Source organism: Leptospira levettii (genome assembly GCF_002812085.1).
Classification (GTDB): Bacteria; Spirochaetota; Leptospiria; order Leptospirales; family Leptospiraceae; genus Leptospira_A; species Leptospira_A levettii.
The window spans coordinates 215,744-231,306 of the sequence record NZ_NPDM01000005.1; the positions used below are offsets into that span (position 1 = coordinate 215,744).

A 15,563-nucleotide genomic window follows, 5' to 3' on the forward strand; every position below is an offset into this window, starting at 1 on the left:
TATGGAAGAAGTGAAAAAAGAAAAGTCCCTCATCGACGAAATTAAGTTGTATGAGAAAAAAGCCAAGGAAATTGAACAAAGAGCCAAGGAGAAGTATATGGAACAAGTAAGTGACATCAAACAAAAGTTAGGAAAAGCAAGCGAAGAAGCATCCATTCGTGCCAAAGAAGTGATCGATAATGTGGGTTCCTATGTAAAAGAAAATCCACAAAAAGCAGCTGTCATTGGTTTTGGAGTTGGACTTGGTCTTGGCCTTGCCCTTGGTTGGTTTTTTAAGAAGAAATAATTGGATCAAAAACACTCTAAACAACGCAAAAAAGGTGGTTTAAAAGCCACCTTCGAAGAATTCATCGCCAAACTTGTATCATACGTCGAAGTGATGGTGATATATTTACAAAAAAACGTACAATTTTATGTACAAAAATTTGTTAAAAAAACGGTTTGGGTATTCACTGCTCTTTTTCTTATCTTTCTTGGTCTACTGTACACTTCGTACGGAATATTCCTAAGTATCCAAAAGTTTTTAGCCGCTGGAGATCCCATCCTTGCCAGTTTCGGAACTGGATTTGGATTTTTAGTTTTTGCAATCCTCTTTTTATCCTTTGTCTTCCGTAAATAATTTGTATGGTATTTAACCCCTTCCAAGACCACAACCGTTACCTCGACAAAGACCCAAAAGATATGACTTTGTCCGAATTAAGGATGTTACTCAAAATCAAACGAATGGACTTAACACTTGGTTGGATCGAATTGGAAGGCAAAGTTAAATTCTGGCAAAGAGTGGTTCGTAGCCTTCGTGAATCTGGCATTTTAGACAAAGCCAAAGATGGAATCCAAAGTTATTTGCAAAAGGACACACCAAAAGAATAAGGATTTGCCCTTCCACATCCGATCCTAGTACCAACAGTAGGACAACATGGCATCGGAAGAAATTTTAGTATTTACCACAATAGGCGACCGCGACATGGCGGAAGAACAAATCTCTGAAATGTTGGAACAAGGGATCATCGTCTCAGGAACCATTTTCCCTGAAGTCGAACTGGTTTACCTTTGGGAAGGTAAAATCACAGTTGATACCGAAAACAAAATTTTACTCAAAGCAAAAGCTGACAAGTATGATGCGATCGAAGCATATATCATGAAACACCATCCGTACATTGCACCAGAAATCATTCGGATGGATGTGAGTTTTGGTAGCTCCGCCTACAAAGCGTTTGTTGCCGACAAAATCAAAAAGAATAGCTAACAAAAAAGTCCACGGGGGTACTTTCGTATTTAAGCCCATCTTTTATCGTTTTGAATTCTTTCTTTCGAAAACGAGGGACAGTTCCTTTGTGGTGCTCACAATCTCGACATGTTTTTTCTTTATTGTGGGCGCCTCGGATTCAATTTTCTCACAATCAACTTTACGCAAAAATCGACCGGGCCACTCCGGGGTCCGCGTTCGCTCCCGTCCTCGGAGGCATTCGCCTCCTCTGACCAAGCCCTCCGTTTCCCTGGCGCAGAGATAAAACGTATTTTCCAAATTTAGCATTGGAAACAGGCAAAAATTGTGTTGCCAAATGACTACATATAATTGATTAGTCAAATGGCTACACAATGGATTTACGAAGAGATGTATTTCAGGCAATTGCAGATCCCACAAGACGGGCCATCCTCCTCCTTGTGGCCACCCAGTCCATGACTGCGGGAGCGATTGCTTCCCAATTTGATTCCAAACGGCCTACCATTTCCAAACACCTACTCATTTTAACCGAATGTGAATTGTTACAACGTGAACCCATTGGCCGTGAGATGTACTACCATCTAAACCCACATAAGATGAAAGAAATTGCCCATTTCATCGAACCCTTCCGTAAACTCTGGGACGACAGGTTTAACAAACTGGAATCCGTAATGAAAGGTTTTAAACCAAAGGCATAGTACACATGTTGAATCAAAATGGGCAAAATTCAAATTGTTTGGGAGTAAGGAACTAGGAATGGAACTGAAAACAAAAGTGATCGCAGAAGACGGCAAACAAGAGTTAACGATTGAACGTGAGTTTGATTTACCAACCTCTCTCGTTTTTAAGGCACATACAGAACCCGAACTCATCGAACAATGGATGGGAAACAAGGTAATCCAATTTGAAAAACGAAACCACGGGAGTTATGTATTTGAAACAAAATCTCCTGAAGGGAATGTACTCTTTCGAGCCAATGGAGTGTTACTGAAACTTGTGGAGGACCAAAGTTTTGTGAGAACCTTTGAAATGGAAAATACAGGATTTCCGATCCAACTTGAATTTTTTACCTTCCAAAAGATTTCCGAAAACAAATCCAAACTCACAATGCAAATTGTATTCCAATCGGTGGAACAAAGAGACAAACTACTGAAGATGCCATTTGCCCAAGGGATCAATATGGCCCACAACCGATTGCAAGCAATTACGAAACAGTAAACGGATTAATTCATAATATAGGTTATACGAAATGGAACCAAAACCAAAAAAAACTGACACCAAAAACCCAAATTCTTTTTTTGATGGAGTAAAATCTTGGAAAAAAGAATTCCAAATCCTACGTTCCATTGCACTCGAAAGCAAACTCCTTGAGGAAATCAAATGGGGGCAACCTTGTTACACATTGAATGGTCAAAATGTATTTTTATTACATGGATTCAAAGAATACGTTGCGATTTTATTTTTCAAAGGTGCATTATTAAAAGACTCCAAAAAAATTCTCATCCAACAAACAAAAAACGTACAAGCTGCGAGGCAAATGCGTTTCCAATCAGCAGAACAAATTACAAAATCAAAAAATACGATTAAGGCATTTATGAAAGATGCAATCGAGTTGGAAAAAACTGGGAAAAAACCCATCTTGAAAAAAACTTCTGAGTTTGAAGTGCCAGAAGAGTTTTTACGAATATTGGAACAAAATCCAAAATTACAGACCGCATTTTCAGAGTTAACTCCAGGTAGACAAAGAGGGTACTTACTCTTCTTTAATTCTGCAAAACGAAAAGAAACAAGAGAAGAAAGAATCACAAAACATATCCCACATATCTTAAATGGAAAAGGATTAAACGATTAAAGGGATACCAATGGACATCATAGATGGACCAGGTTTTGTTTCGGGATACCGAAACCATCAAAATTGAAGATTATATTTTTTATTTAGGAGACCATATATGTCGGAGAAAACAAACAAAATTCTATATTGGTTCTTTACCCTTTGGTTATCCCTGGGTATGAGTTCCACAGCCATCGTCCAACTATTGAAACTTCCTGAAGAAGTGGAAAAAATAAACCAATTGGGATACCCAACCTACTTTCTTACCCTTTTAGGGGTTTGGAAATTACTTGGAGTCATCGCAGTACTGGTTCCAAAATTTTTACTTCTCAAAGAATGGGCCTATGCAGGATTTTTCTTTGCCATGTCTGGGGCGGCAATTTCACACATCGTTTGTGGTCATCCCATAACGGAAGTTCTACCATCTTTGTTACTATTAAGTTTAACTGTGATTTCATGGTACTTACGACCAGAAAATCGCAAAATCAAAGTCTAAACCAAAAGAATTCAAATCCACTAAACGATCAAACAATTAGATACAGTATCTGTTTGATCGTTTTCGAATCATATCGATAGAGAAGTCGATTTTTGATTCTCTCGGTACTCCTTGTACCAATGCCACGAACCATAAAACGCAATGAGTAGGAAAATCACATATTCGATGGTCACAAAAGGAATATTCTTTAGAGAATACAAAACAATACAAACAATATCCACTAACACCCATAAAAACCAAGATTCTAATTTTCTTTGGGCTAAGAGTAAATTGGCAATGATACTTGTGACTGTTGTAAACGCATCCCAATACAAATAATCAGGTGGTTTGACAAACAAATTTGGGAACCAAACTGGTAAGTGTTTTGTAAAAAAACCAAGACCCAAGGTCCCCACAATCAAAAGGAAAATCACAAACAGGTTTTTGTTTCTCCCGAGTGATACAATCTTCGTAAATTGTCCTGTTCGTTTCCTCCAAATGATCCAACCATAAATGCTGGATCCAAAAAAATAAACCTGTAACAACATATCCGAATACAATTGAATTTGGAAAAATAAAAAGAGAAAACAAATGGAATTAAATATTCCAATGGGCCAAGTGAGGATATGATTCCTGGATGCTAAGTACACACACACAAGACCCGATGTTGTACCTAAAAATTCTAATAACGATAAGGGATAACCAAGGATGGTAAAAATTGCATAATCTAAGGATAAATATTGTTCCAAGAGATGAATTTCTGTCATACTATTTTATTCCGGAACACTCTTTCACAAAATCAGAATCGGATTAGATCCGAAAAAAATCTTCTTTAAAACCTTTTTCACCAAGCCATTTGCTTTGTAATAGATTGTAACCTACTATTTCGAAGTCTCTTGATATCCACTTTCTATATTTTTGTTTGGTCCTAGAAAAAGCATATGGGTCAACAAATGACATTTCTTCTTTCATTACCGCATAATCAACATTTGTTGGAACGGTAAAATATAAATAATTACAATACTTTGCCATTTTTTCTAAAACGGATGGAATTTGATTATCAGGTAAGTATTGGATCACGGAATTACAAATCCCAAGTTCCACTGGTTCCTTCTCCAATTTTGGTAAAACCAATGTTTCCAATGATTCATGGTAAATATGAAATTTATCAGAACGTTTGACCCAATCTTTTTTTTTGAGTTCTTCAAAAGCCTCTTTTGATGCATCTACTGCATACACTTTCACAGGCGAAAAGGTTTTTACCATCTCACGAAGTAAAATCCCCTTCCCAAATCCAAAGTCGGCCATTTTATAAACAGGAATTTCCATGAGTTGGAAAAGAGATTTTAGATAGTCAGCATGTTGTCTGGCATTATAAGAGCCGTCTACATCTAGACCATTCCCATAAATTTCGGACCAGTATTCACTTCCAAATTCTTTCCCATTTTTACCAAGTCCTGCTTGTTTCTGTTTTAAAAAACCTTTCATTAGAATTGAACTCCTAAACTCTGCAGTTCCTTAATCATCTCTTTAATGTACTTTGGTTCTTTGGATAACAAATCCACTTCTTTTTGGTAGGCTTTTGTCACCATTTGGTTGTCTAACTTCACGCGTTTTAAGTATACATCCAATGATTCTTTTGTGATTTTACTCGATGGGAAATCTGCCATGAGAGGATGAGAAAAAAATCTTTGTCGTATGGAATCTTCTAATTCACGGATTTTTGATTTGATAATCCCAACAAATCGTTTGATCGATGTATCATGGAACGATACATCTGTTTGTTGGTTAGGAATGAGTTCATCTACTTGGAGTTTGATTTCTAAAATTTCAGCAATATTCATATTATCCCTGGCACCAGAGAGTTTGGTCATCAGTTTCGCTTTTTTTTCGCGTAAGATAGGATCTTGTTCTTTGTCGGGATGGATGAGTTTCGCTAAATTTTTGAACAAAGTATTGATGTCTGTACTTAACAACCGTTCTGCTTCCAATTGTTTTTTTTCTTTATCCATCTGTGCTTTGGATTTTTTTTTGTCTTTGAATCCTGACTTTGATTTTCGAAAATAATCTGCTCTGTATTCTTCGTATTTCTCCCGAAAGTCTCTGTACTTTTCTTCGTGCGATTCCCTTTCCTCGTCTGAATCAAATTGGGTGCGATTAAAATCATCCAAATCAATATCCATTCCAAAGGTTTGTTTGATACGGGATTCCATTTGTTTTTTGTAACGTATCCGTTCTAATGTTTCAAATTTGGTTTCTAACTGGTCTCGAAATGGAGTATAAAATTCTGGGTCTTCTGTCAAATTATCATTACACATCTCAAGTAAATACCGACGTAAAAACTCTCTTTGCATTTTGCCAAAAGATAATTTTTCTTCAATTAAGATGGAACACATCAGTTCAAATCGTTCCCGCTCCAATTGTTTCTGTTTGTTCAATTCTGGTAAAACCACGTTTAAGTACGTTTCGTTCACCAATTGGAATAAAGGTTCTATTTCTTTGGAACGTTCTAAAGTTTCTTTGTGTTTGCGAAGAGCGTCGTTAAATTCTTTTTGTGCTTTTGTTTGGTTGGAAGCTTCCCCTGTCCATACGATGGATTCGTCTATTGTCTCCTGTACAACGGAGCCCTTCGATTTTTTTGGATTGGTTTCGGTATTTGAATTTATATGTTTTTTGGAATTAGGAGTTGGCATGAAAAGGAAGGACTTGCCAGAAATGACTCTGGCAAGTGTTTCATCGAGATTTTTACGCTTTCATCAAATTCAAAGCAGCACCTGCTTTGAACCATTCGATTTGTTGCGCATTGTAAGTATGGTTCACTTGGATCTCATCTTTTTTTCCATCTTTATGATTGAGAACCAAACTGAGTGGTTTTCCTTCTTGGAAAGAAGTGAGACCGATGATGTCGATTGAATCGTCTTCTTGGATTTTATCGTAATCATCTTTGTTGGCAAACGTAAGTGCAAGCATCCCTTGTTTTTTTAAGTTTGTTTCGTGGATACGAGCAAACGATTTTACAAGCACTGCTCTTACACCTAAATGCCTTGGTTCCATCGCTGCGTGTTCGCGGGAAGAACCTTCCCCATAGTTTTCATCTCCCACCACAATGGACCCAATCCCTTGTGCTTTGTAAGCTCTTTGGGTTTGAGGGACAGGTTCGTAGTTTCCGGAAACTTGGTTTTTCACTTCATTGGTTTTGCCATTGAAGAAGTTTGTCGCACCAATGAGGAGGTTATTGGAAATATTATCCAAGTGACCTCGGAATTTCAACCAAGGACCTGCCATGGAAATATGGTCAGTTGTACATTTCCCTTTGGCTTTGATGAGAAGTTTTAATCCTTTTAGGTCTGTTCCTTCCCAAGCTTTGAAAGGAGCGAGGAGTTGGAGTCTAGTGGAACTTGGGTCTACAATCACTTGTACACCGGATCCATCAGCTGCTGGAGCTACATAACCTGCATCTTCAACCGCAAAACCTTTGTTAGGAAGTTCTTCTCCTGTAGGAGGATCAAGTTTTACCTTCTCTCCTTTTTCATTCACAAGGGTGTCAGTGAGTGGGTTAAAACCTAAATCTCCTGCAATGGCAAGTGCTGTTGTGATTTCTGGAGATGCCACAAAAGCATAAGTATTTGGGTTTCCGTCTTGGCGTGCTTGGAAGTTACGATTGAAAGAGTGAACAATGGTGTTCTTTTCTTTTTTCTCTGCTCCCACTCGTGACCACATCCCAATACAAGGTCCACAAGCATTCGAAAATACTTTTGCACCAATTTTGTGGAAGGTATCGATAAATCCATCACGTGCAATCGTGTAACGTACAAGTTCCGAACCTGGTGTGATGGTAAATTCTGCTTTGGTTTTGAGACCTTTAGAAGCCACTTGTTTGGCAAGGGAAGCCGCACGAGAGATGTCTTCATACGATGAGTTTGTACAAGATCCGATAAGACCCACTTCTACTTTGAGTGGCCATCCATTCTTTGCTGCTTCTTCTTTCATTTTGGAAATCGGAGTCGCAAGGTCTGGAGTGAAAGGACCATTTACGTATGGCTCAAGTGTGTCGAGGTCAATTTCGATCACTTGGTCAAAGTACTTTGCCGGGTCAGCATACACTTCTGGGTCAGCGGTTAAGTGTGCTTTGTATTTGTTGGCAAGATCTGCCACATCAGCTCTGTTCGTAGAACGTAAGTAACGTTCCATAGAAGCATCATATCCAAATGTGGAAGTGGTTGCTCCAATTTCAGCACCCATGTTACAAATTGTACCTTTCCCTGTACAAGAAAGAGCTTCTGCACCTGGACCAAAGTATTCTACGATGGCACCTGTTCCCCCTTTGACTGTGAGGATCCCTGCCACTTTTAAGATAACGTCTTTTGCAGAAGTCCAACCATTGAGTTTACCTGTAAGTTTGACACCAATTGCTTTTGGCCATTTGAGCTCCCAAGGGAGTCCAGCCATCACATCACAAGCGTCAGCCCCACCAACTCCGATTGCAACCATCCCAAGTCCACCAGCGTTCACTGTATGGGAGTCAGTTCCAATCATCATCCCACCAGGGAATGCGTAGTTTTCTAAAACAACTTGGTGGATGATCCCAGCACCTGGTTTCCAAAAACCAATTCCGTATTTATTGGAAACGGAAGATAAAAAATCATAAACTTCTTTGTTCTCTGTAACAGCAATGCCAAGGTCTTTGCCTGATTCTTCTTTTGCTGTAATTAAGTGGTCACAGTGTACTGTTGAAGGCACTGCCACTTTTTTTCGGCCTGCTTGCATAAACTGCAAAAGGGCCATCTGTGCTGTTGCATCTTGCATCGCCACTCGGTCTGGAGCAAAGTCAACATAATCCGCACCACGTCCAAAACTTTTGGTAGGATTTCCGTCCCAAAGGTGGTTGTATAAAATCTTCTCTGTGAGAGTGAGGGGTCGACCCACAATCTTCCTGGCTTGTGTGATGGCCGCTTCCATTTTGGAATAACGAGCCGCGATCATTTCTATATCAAATGCCATCTGAACCTCTTATACCTATCAGACCGTAGGAAAAAAGGGAATCAATCGAAAATTAAACTACAGAAGCTAAAATCAGTAAAATTGGTTCTTTTAGGGAAATGAAAGGGCATCAACCGTCAATTCGGACATAAACTTCATCCGCTTTTAGGATGAGACCTGTTTTGATTTCAATAAGCCTTGTATTCACAAAAACTCCGTCTTGGTAAGGAGTAACAATTCCTGTGATGATGACATCTAGTTTCAGAACCTCACCTATTTTACGCAAGGTGGCAGTGTCAGTGGGAGAATCCAAACTAAGGCCAGCTTCTTTTAATACCTTTTGGTTTGCCAAACGATCTAAAATTTGAAAGCGGTCTCTTTTCACGAGTTCCGTAGTGAGTTTTTCTGCTAGGATTTCTCCATAGGGACTTTTTTTCCCTTCATTGTCTAGGAATGTCAGGACAACAAGTCTTTCTGGTTGGAAATAAAATCCTTTCTCTGATAAAGAAGTGGCAAGTTGTTCTAATGGAGGAGTGGTTGGTTTTTTTGGTTTGGATTCCCTTTCCTCTCCCAGATAACAAGAGCTAAGTGGAATTAAAATCAAACAAACAAGGATAAAATTAAAACGCAACTTCCATTCCAAGTGAGGTAACATATTCATAAAACGATTTCCCATTAAATGCATTCCCAACCATATATCCACCTGGAACCCCTACTAGCATACCGTCTTTATAAAATTGATTTTGAAAATTGAGAAAAAAAGTAGTTTTGAGTTTGCCTGGGTGTTTCCCACGAAACGATGCCGAAAATGTTTCGGGGGAACGACCATTTTGGTCTCTCACTTGTAACAAGGGGTCATTAAAAACATTAAAAATTTGGTTACCAACATAGAGTGAATAATTCTTGCTCGGTCCCAAAAAGAAAATGAATCCGAGTGAAGCAATGTCTTGTGCTGGAATAAAACTAAGTTGGCCATTGGACGCATTTGGTCTTTGGTTCACATAATTATAACGAAGGTTCAGTTGGATTTTGTCACTGCCGAAAAAAAAAGAAAATTTACCACCATCAATTCCACTCGAGACCACTGGGTTATCTGTTTTTACATTATAAACTGAAGTTTGTACTTTAAGAAAGGGAGAGGCAGAAAAATTTCCTTGGTATTCAAAAAGTAATTTTGGATCATATAACGTACGTTTGTTTGCTTCCAGTTGGCGGAAAATCAAACTCGCAGATGGGTTCAATGGCGCATTTAAAATGAATTGAGATAAAGAGGGTTCTCCACTTTGTTTTGCATCCAGTGCCGAATACAAGGCAGGAGAAAAATCAGAATCGATTCGCGAATAAGAGTAAGAAAAATTGCTACGTTTAACCCCGCGACGAAAGGAAACAGCAGGAGTTTCTAGTGAAAAAGATACTAGGGTCTCACGTGGGACTCTTGAAAATTCAGATTGTTTTGCATAGGAAAAACTTGGATTAGATTCAGTCTGAGAATTTAGAGTTTTTTTTTCAGCTAACGACAGTTTTGTTGCGTTTTCCAATTTTTTGACTTGGTTTTCTTGGATGGGTGTCAAAGTGACCACTGCAAGAAGACCAAAGCCAGAAATGAGTGAAACAAAAACAGAAGCTTGAGGGGAGTTCATAAAGAAACTGTATCAACATATTTCCTAATCCAAAGTGAATGTAAACCTATTTTTAAAATAAGAACATAGAGTCACCATATGAGTAAAAACGAAAATGGTTCTGTAATGCATACCGGTAAACATTCATCACGAGTCGACTATTTGCAAAGGCACTTACGAGTAATAACAAACTCGATTTTGGTAAATGAAAGTTTGTGATCAGTCCTTGTACGGATTTAATGTTGTCACCTGGCGACAAAAATATGTCAGTTTGACCCAAACCTACCTTATATTTCTGTTGTTGAGAATCAAATACAGTTTCGAGTACACGAAGAGACGTAGTTCCGATGGCAATGATACGACGGCCTTCTTTTTTTGCGCGGTTCAATCGATTCGCTGTTTCTTCCGTGATCTCATATTTCTCTTTGTGTAAGGTTTTAGTTTGCCATTGTTCGGCGGTCAATGGACGGAATGTCCCATAACCTACTTGGAGATTCACTGGTACAAATTCAATTCCCTGTTTGACAAGTTCCTCTTTTAAGGTATCTGTAAAATGAAGGCCCGCAGTTGGCGCTGCAACAGAACCTGATTTTTTTGCAAAGATGGTTTGGTATCGTATTTTATCTTCTTCAATGACCTTTCGTTTTAAATAGGGAGGGATTGGAATTGTTCCAAAAATCTCAAAGTCTGAATCTGAAATTTCTTTGTCGGATACAAGTAACGATAATTCTTCCTCTTTCCCATCATAACGAAATTGAAAATTTGGGAATCCCACAGGACATAAGATATCACCTAACTTTAATTTTGCCCTATTTTTGAGTATACATGTCCAAACGAACGAAGAATCATCCACTGTTTCCAAAAAAATGGATTCGTGAATTCTCCCTGATTCCACTTGTAAAAAAACTCTTCGATACGAAACTTTTGTATCATTAAATACTAAAACATCACCAGGGAGTAACCATTGTCCGATGTTGCGAAAATGTGGTGCCTCCCAAAATGATTCCTTCGATTGATCCACAAGGAGTAACCTCGATTCATCTCGATTTTTAGCAGGGAAACGAGCAATTTGTTCTTCTGGTAAATGAAAATCAAATTCTTCTAAAAAATCCATCTTGGAATCACCTTAGGAAAACCTTGTCAATTAACCAGAAATATTGGGAATGGTAGGAGAACTATGTGGAAATTTTTAGAACCAATGGAAAGACAGGGGAAATGGATCCTCACTGTTCTTTTTTTGTTCCTTTTAGTCACCTCAGTGAATCGTTCCCACCAAAAATCTGATTTTTTGGACTATTACCATGCGAGTGAACGATGGGCCACAGGAGATAATTTATACCGATTCGATGTTGCTTTTGACCTCCAATCCAAAATCAAAACAGCAGAAGATTTATTTCGGCCTGAAAATCTTCCCCTACTCTTAGCCCTTCAAAATGAAACGGCAACCTACATTTACCCTCCCGTTTTTTCCTTTTTACTCATCCCGATCACTTACTTATCAGAACCAAATGCTGCTCTTACATTTGAGATTTTAAGTTGGATTTCGTTACTTATCTTAGTATACCTTCTTTTTCAAAACAAAGAGTTAAATCTCCAAAGAACAAAGTTCCCCTATTTAATTCTAATCCTCACGATCCTTTTTAATTTTCGATTCATTGAGAGTCATATCCAAAACAACCAAGTTGGGATCCTTCTCATACTACTTGTATTGGTATCTATTTTGGTTAAAAATCATTTTTTAGGTGGGTTCTTACTTGCACTAGCAGTGAGCATCAAAATCACTCCCCTTGTTTTTCTTTTTGTTTTTGTTTATGAAAAAAAATACAGTCGGATTTTCTGGTTTTTGATTGGTTTGGTTCTATGGAATGTCCTTCCATTGGTTTATCATTGGGATTATACAATCCAGATGTCCAAAGAATGGATGACTGAAATTCTTGGGAATGCTTTAAACAATCCACTACTACGTTCCTGGAAAAACAACCAATCATTGAGTTCAACACTTGCGAAGTATTTTGTTTCAGGTGCTGATTTCATCAACCAACCTACTTACGGATTACCTTTTTTAAACCTTTCCGTTTCTGTTCTCAAACTGATCCAATTGGTTTTCATTTTTGTTTATGGAATTCCATTACTGATTTTGTGGAGAAAACCAAACCAAAAATGGACAATCATCTCTTTGTTATTTTTAATCTCTGCTCTTTTTAGCGGGATCAGTTGGATCCATAGTTATATCATTTGTTTGGTCCCAGTTTATTTTATACTTAACAAAGTTTTTTCAACGCAGATGGAAACGAAGGAATTGTATTTTTTAATTTTGGTATTATGTTTACCAATTTTCAGTCATAGAACCTTTGTCGGTCAAAAAGTCGAATCCTTCCTTTCCATGTTTTCCATTCTTTTTTATTCTACAAGTTTGTTGTATTTTTATATTGTTAGGTTTGCACTCAATGAAAACAAAAATCGGAATTGATGCCAGACCACTTGCTTATGGCATTACCGGGAATTCTCGTTATTTGGCGGAAGTCCTAAAGGTAATCATACCAAAACATAAAGACAAAGAATTTTATTTTTTTAGCAACAAACCCATCCATGTTGTTTTTAATGATTTAATATACCCAAACGTACATTTGGTGGTTGAACCAAAATCTATCCCAGGCCCACTCTATTTAAATTTCATTTTACCAAAGAGGCTGAAACAAAACAAAATCGAAGTATTTTGGGGCACCATTCAAATGTTGCCAATCTTTAAATTACCAATTCCTAGTTACGTAAACTACCATGATCTCAATTTTATTTCCGCTCCAGAAACCATGGCGAAATGGAATTATTGGCAACATAAATTGTTATCTCCTATCACATTAAAAAATGCTGATATTATTTTTTGTTTATCCAAAAACACGAAAGAAGAAATCATTCAATTTCGGCCCAACTGCAAAGACAAATGCATTGTTGTTTACCCTGGCGTGACAAAAATCAAAACCAACCGATCTAATTTAAAAATCAAATTCCCAAAAGATTTTTTCCTAACAGTGGGAACATTAGAACCGAGAAAAAATATCAATCGATTGGTGGATGCATTTATACAATTCAAAACCAAATATCCAAAAGATAAAAATTCTCTCCTGATCATGGGAAGAAAAGGTTGGGGAGAAGAAGGTGATTTGCTGTACCAAAAGTTAAATGATCCAGAGATTAAAGCCAAAGGAATCCAATTCATAGAAAAACCAGATGAAAACACTTTGGCTTCTGCTTTCCAATCATGTAAGGCATTTTTTTTCCCATCTTTACATGAAGGTTTCGGCCTTCCACTACTAGAAGCAATGTTAGAAGGCAAACGTTGTGTTGCGTCTGACATTCCTGTCTTCAAAGAAATTTTATCTGATCAGTGTGATTTATATATACCTACTAAAGATACAAATGCTTGGGCAAATGCATTTCATATCATGTCTGGTAACACCAAAGAAAGAATGCCAATATTCCCAACAAAGAAGTGGACATGGCAAGAAACCGCTAAAAAAATTGAAGAGGTACTATTTTTATGAAACCCATCCTACGATTATTTTCAAAATGGAAAGAATACAAATCCAAAAAAGAATCAATCTATTTTGGTACTTCACTTTATGATGAATTGTATACAAATCCAATCCCATCTCTTGTTTTGATTGTAGGTGTTTCACTCTTCTTTTATTTCAGCCTACCTTACATCCATTACCTTGGAAATTTTTTCTTTTGGTTTGTTGGGGTATTAGAAATCACAAAAGTTTTAAAAATCCCATTTTTAGATGAACTCAGGTATTACCACTATTTATCTGCTTTCGTTTACTTTTATATTTCCATTTCTCTATTAATTGATATTAGTCGATTGCTTTCAAAGTGGAATGTGCGCACTGTCATTGTCAAAAACGAAGTTTGGCAAATCGGCCATTCTGGACTTGGCAAAAAACTCAACCAATACCAGTTAAATGCAGAAGGTCTATCGTTATCATATGAACATGGAGGACTAATAGATTTTTTAGGACTCAATCGAATGGTTTGGAAAAAAGATGGGAAAGAGATCTTTTCATCGCCTTATTTTTTCCCATATAAAAAAAATAAAACCATCATCAATCGATTGTTAAAAAGATAAGAAGGCAAACTCAGTTTGAAAAAACTTTTTATTATCCTACTCCTTTTAGGACTGTTTTTATTCCACCTTAGGTTTTTATCGAGAGCCTTTGATTGGGATTCATGTGTATACGCACTCAACATCCAAAAAGATAGGATTGAATCTGCCTTTTTTAACCCACACCATCTCGGATTTGAATCCTCCGGTTTATTGTATTGGAAAATGATACGATCCATTTACCCAACAACAGACATTATGTTTTTTTTAAGATTGAGAATATTGACATTTTCTCTTTTTTTCTTGGGTGTTTTCATTTGGATTTATTATAAATTATACAAAGATTTTTTTCTTGCTGTCGTACTTGCGATGGTCATCCAAGTGAGCCAAGCATTTTGGTTTTACAGTTTGCACAACGATACGCCACTCATCCATTCTTGTTTGATGGCTTTATTATTCTTATTTACCATTTACTTCTTACGAAAGGGATTAAATCAAAAACACTTAGCCATTTTGTGGTTGATTCAACTTTTTTCCATTTACTTCCACCAATCTAATGTGATCCATTTTGGAATGGTGCCAATGGCAATCTTTTTGTCTCCCAACCGAAGTCTCGGCAAAAAATTAAGAATTATTTTCATCTACTTAACTTGTTTAGGCGCTGCAACCATCATTTCCTATTTATTTGTGGGATTCATCATCTTAAAACGTGGTTTAGGTCCAATTGATGAAAAACATTTTTCATTTTGGATGTTCTTGTATGCAGCCATTAATCGTTGGGGAACAAGCCTAGGAGAGGACAAAAATTATGTATTGTACTTTTATCGAGGGATCGGAGATGCATTCCTCGTTTTCCAAAATGTAATTCCAAAATTAAGAGTGAATCTTTTTGATTTCCAAAATCCAAAACACCTACCCTACAATTTAAATCTTTTGTTCTGGATTTTTAGTTTGAGTTTAGGAATTTTGAATTTCCGTACAATGTGGACAAAATTCAAACAAGAAATTTTAATTCTATTCTTTTGGTTAGTTCCTTCCATTGGATTTTATACTTGGTGGGAAGGTTATTTTTTTGAATTTTGGGTTGGTACTATCATTGGCCTTTGGATTCTAAATTCATATATCCTAAGTTCCTTCCAAATCAAAGTTTTACCAAAATTCTCAAATGCAATTTTGCATGTGTCTTACTCTTTTCTTTTCATTTTCTATTTCTTAACAAACTTCACTTTTTCAACATTACCTAGATCCATTGGACCAAAGTTTGGTTATACAGAAGGAATCCAGGGACCTGTCGAAAAATTAGCGGAAGAATCCATTTACAGATAGGTATC

General features: G+C 37.2%; 19 protein-coding genes. 12 read left to right on the forward strand and 7 right to left on the reverse strand.

Annotation, left to right across the window (positions count from 1 at the left end; translation table 11 throughout):
• Position 1 precedes the first annotated feature (1 nt).
• From CH354_RS15020 to CH354_RS15055, 8 genes are all read left to right on the forward strand, one after another.
• Positions 2–286: a DUF883 family protein gene (locus tag CH354_RS15020; RefSeq protein WP_100720452.1), complete on the forward strand. Its 285-nt coding sequence runs from the start codon at positions 2–4 to the stop codon at positions 284–286.
• Positions 287–619: an LBF_4227 family protein gene (locus tag CH354_RS15025; RefSeq protein ID WP_100727714.1), complete on the forward strand. Its 333-nt coding sequence runs from the start codon at positions 287–289 to the stop codon at positions 617–619.
• Between the two features lie 5 nt (positions 620–624).
• Positions 625–870, forward strand: coding sequence for a hypothetical protein (locus CH354_RS15030; RefSeq protein WP_100727715.1), 246 nt, complete (start codon positions 625–627; stop codon positions 868–870).
• A 46-nt stretch (positions 871–916) separates the two neighbouring features.
• Entirely contained in the window at positions 917–1,246 is a 330-nt protein-coding gene (gene cutA, locus CH354_RS15035) for a divalent-cation tolerance protein CutA (protein ID WP_100727716.1), read from the forward strand.
• Positions 1,247–1,599: 353 nt separating this feature from the next.
• Positions 1,600–1,923: an ArsR/SmtB family transcription factor gene (locus CH354_RS15040; RefSeq protein ID WP_100727718.1), complete on the forward strand. Its 324-nt coding sequence runs from the start codon at positions 1,600–1,602 to the stop codon at positions 1,921–1,923.
• Positions 1,924–1,981: 58 nt separating this feature from the next.
• A complete protein-coding gene (locus CH354_RS15045) occupies positions 1,982–2,443 on the forward strand; it encodes an SRPBCC family protein (protein ID WP_100727719.1) in 462 nt (153 codons plus the stop codon).
• 31 nt (positions 2,444–2,474) lie between these two features.
• Entirely contained in the window at positions 2,475–3,077 is a 603-nt protein-coding gene (locus CH354_RS15050) for a YdeI/OmpD-associated family protein (protein ID WP_100727720.1), read from the forward strand.
• 97 nt (positions 3,078–3,174) lie between these two features.
• Positions 3,175–3,552 carry a DoxX family protein gene (locus tag CH354_RS15055; RefSeq protein WP_100727721.1) on the forward strand — a complete coding sequence of 126 codons (378 nt, stop codon included), beginning with the start codon at positions 3,175–3,177 and terminating at the stop codon, positions 3,550–3,552.
• 68 nt (positions 3,553–3,620) lie between these two features.
• On the opposite strand, the gene pnuC is transcribed toward CH354_RS15055, so the two are convergent.
• The 7 genes from pnuC to queA all read right to left on the reverse strand — a co-directional run bounded on the left by pnuC (position 3,621) and on the right by queA (position 11,244).
• Entirely contained in the window at positions 3,621–4,298 is a 678-nt protein-coding gene (gene pnuC, locus CH354_RS15060) for a nicotinamide riboside transporter PnuC (protein WP_100727722.1), read from the reverse strand.
• 43 nt (positions 4,299–4,341) lie between these two features.
• On the reverse strand, positions 4,342–5,019 hold the full coding sequence (locus CH354_RS15065; RefSeq protein ID WP_100727723.1) for a class I SAM-dependent methyltransferase: 678 nt from the start codon (positions 5,017–5,019) through the stop codon (positions 4,342–4,344).
• The gene (locus CH354_RS15070) at positions 5,019–6,224 is read right to left on the reverse strand and encodes a hypothetical protein (RefSeq protein ID WP_100727724.1); all 1,206 of its coding nucleotides are present in this window, start codon (positions 6,222–6,224) and stop codon (positions 5,019–5,021) included. The genes CH354_RS15065 and CH354_RS15070 overlap by 1 nt, the downstream gene beginning before the upstream one ends.
• Before the next feature lie 52 nt (positions 6,225–6,276).
• On the reverse strand, positions 6,277–8,532 hold the full coding sequence (locus tag CH354_RS15075; protein ID WP_100727725.1) for an aconitate hydratase: 2,256 nt from the start codon (positions 8,530–8,532) through the stop codon (positions 6,277–6,279).
• A 109-nt stretch (positions 8,533–8,641) separates the two neighbouring features.
• On the reverse strand, positions 8,642–9,172 hold the full coding sequence (locus tag CH354_RS15080) for a FlgO family outer membrane protein (RefSeq protein WP_100721499.1): 531 nt from the start codon (positions 9,170–9,172) through the stop codon (positions 8,642–8,644).
• Entirely contained in the window at positions 9,132–10,151 is a 1,020-nt protein-coding gene (locus tag CH354_RS15085) for a hypothetical protein (protein WP_100727726.1), read from the reverse strand. The genes CH354_RS15080 and CH354_RS15085 overlap by 41 nt, the downstream gene beginning before the upstream one ends.
• A gap of 52 nt (positions 10,152–10,203) precedes the next feature.
• A complete protein-coding gene (gene queA / locus CH354_RS15090; protein ID WP_100721496.1) occupies positions 10,204–11,244 on the reverse strand; it encodes a tRNA preQ1(34) S-adenosylmethionine ribosyltransferase-isomerase QueA in 1,041 nt (346 codons plus the stop codon).
• 63 nt (positions 11,245–11,307) lie between these two features.
• Between queA and CH354_RS15095 the strand changes: the two genes are divergently transcribed.
• From CH354_RS15095 to CH354_RS15110, 4 genes are read left to right on the forward strand one after another with little or no spacing between them, the layout of a single operon-like run.
• Positions 11,308–12,600 (forward strand): glycosyltransferase family 87 protein, encoded by a 1,293-nt coding sequence (locus CH354_RS15095; protein WP_100727727.1) that lies wholly within the window; start codon positions 11,308–11,310, stop codon positions 12,598–12,600.
• A complete protein-coding gene (locus tag CH354_RS15100) occupies positions 12,578–13,672 on the forward strand; it encodes a glycosyltransferase family 4 protein (protein ID WP_207762715.1) in 1,095 nt (364 codons plus the stop codon). Before CH354_RS15095 ends, CH354_RS15100 begins: the two co-directional genes overlap by 23 nt.
• Positions 13,669–14,256 (forward strand): LIMLP_18675 family protein, encoded by a 588-nt coding sequence (locus CH354_RS15105; RefSeq protein ID WP_100727728.1) that lies wholly within the window; start codon positions 13,669–13,671, stop codon positions 14,254–14,256. The genes CH354_RS15100 and CH354_RS15105 overlap by 4 nt, the downstream gene beginning before the upstream one ends.
• Positions 14,257–14,271: 15 nt before the next feature.
• Positions 14,272–15,558 carry a hypothetical protein gene (locus CH354_RS15110; protein WP_100727729.1) on the forward strand — a complete coding sequence of 429 codons (1,287 nt, stop codon included), beginning with the start codon at positions 14,272–14,274 and terminating at the stop codon, positions 15,556–15,558.
• Positions 15,559–15,563: the final 5 nt, after the last annotated feature.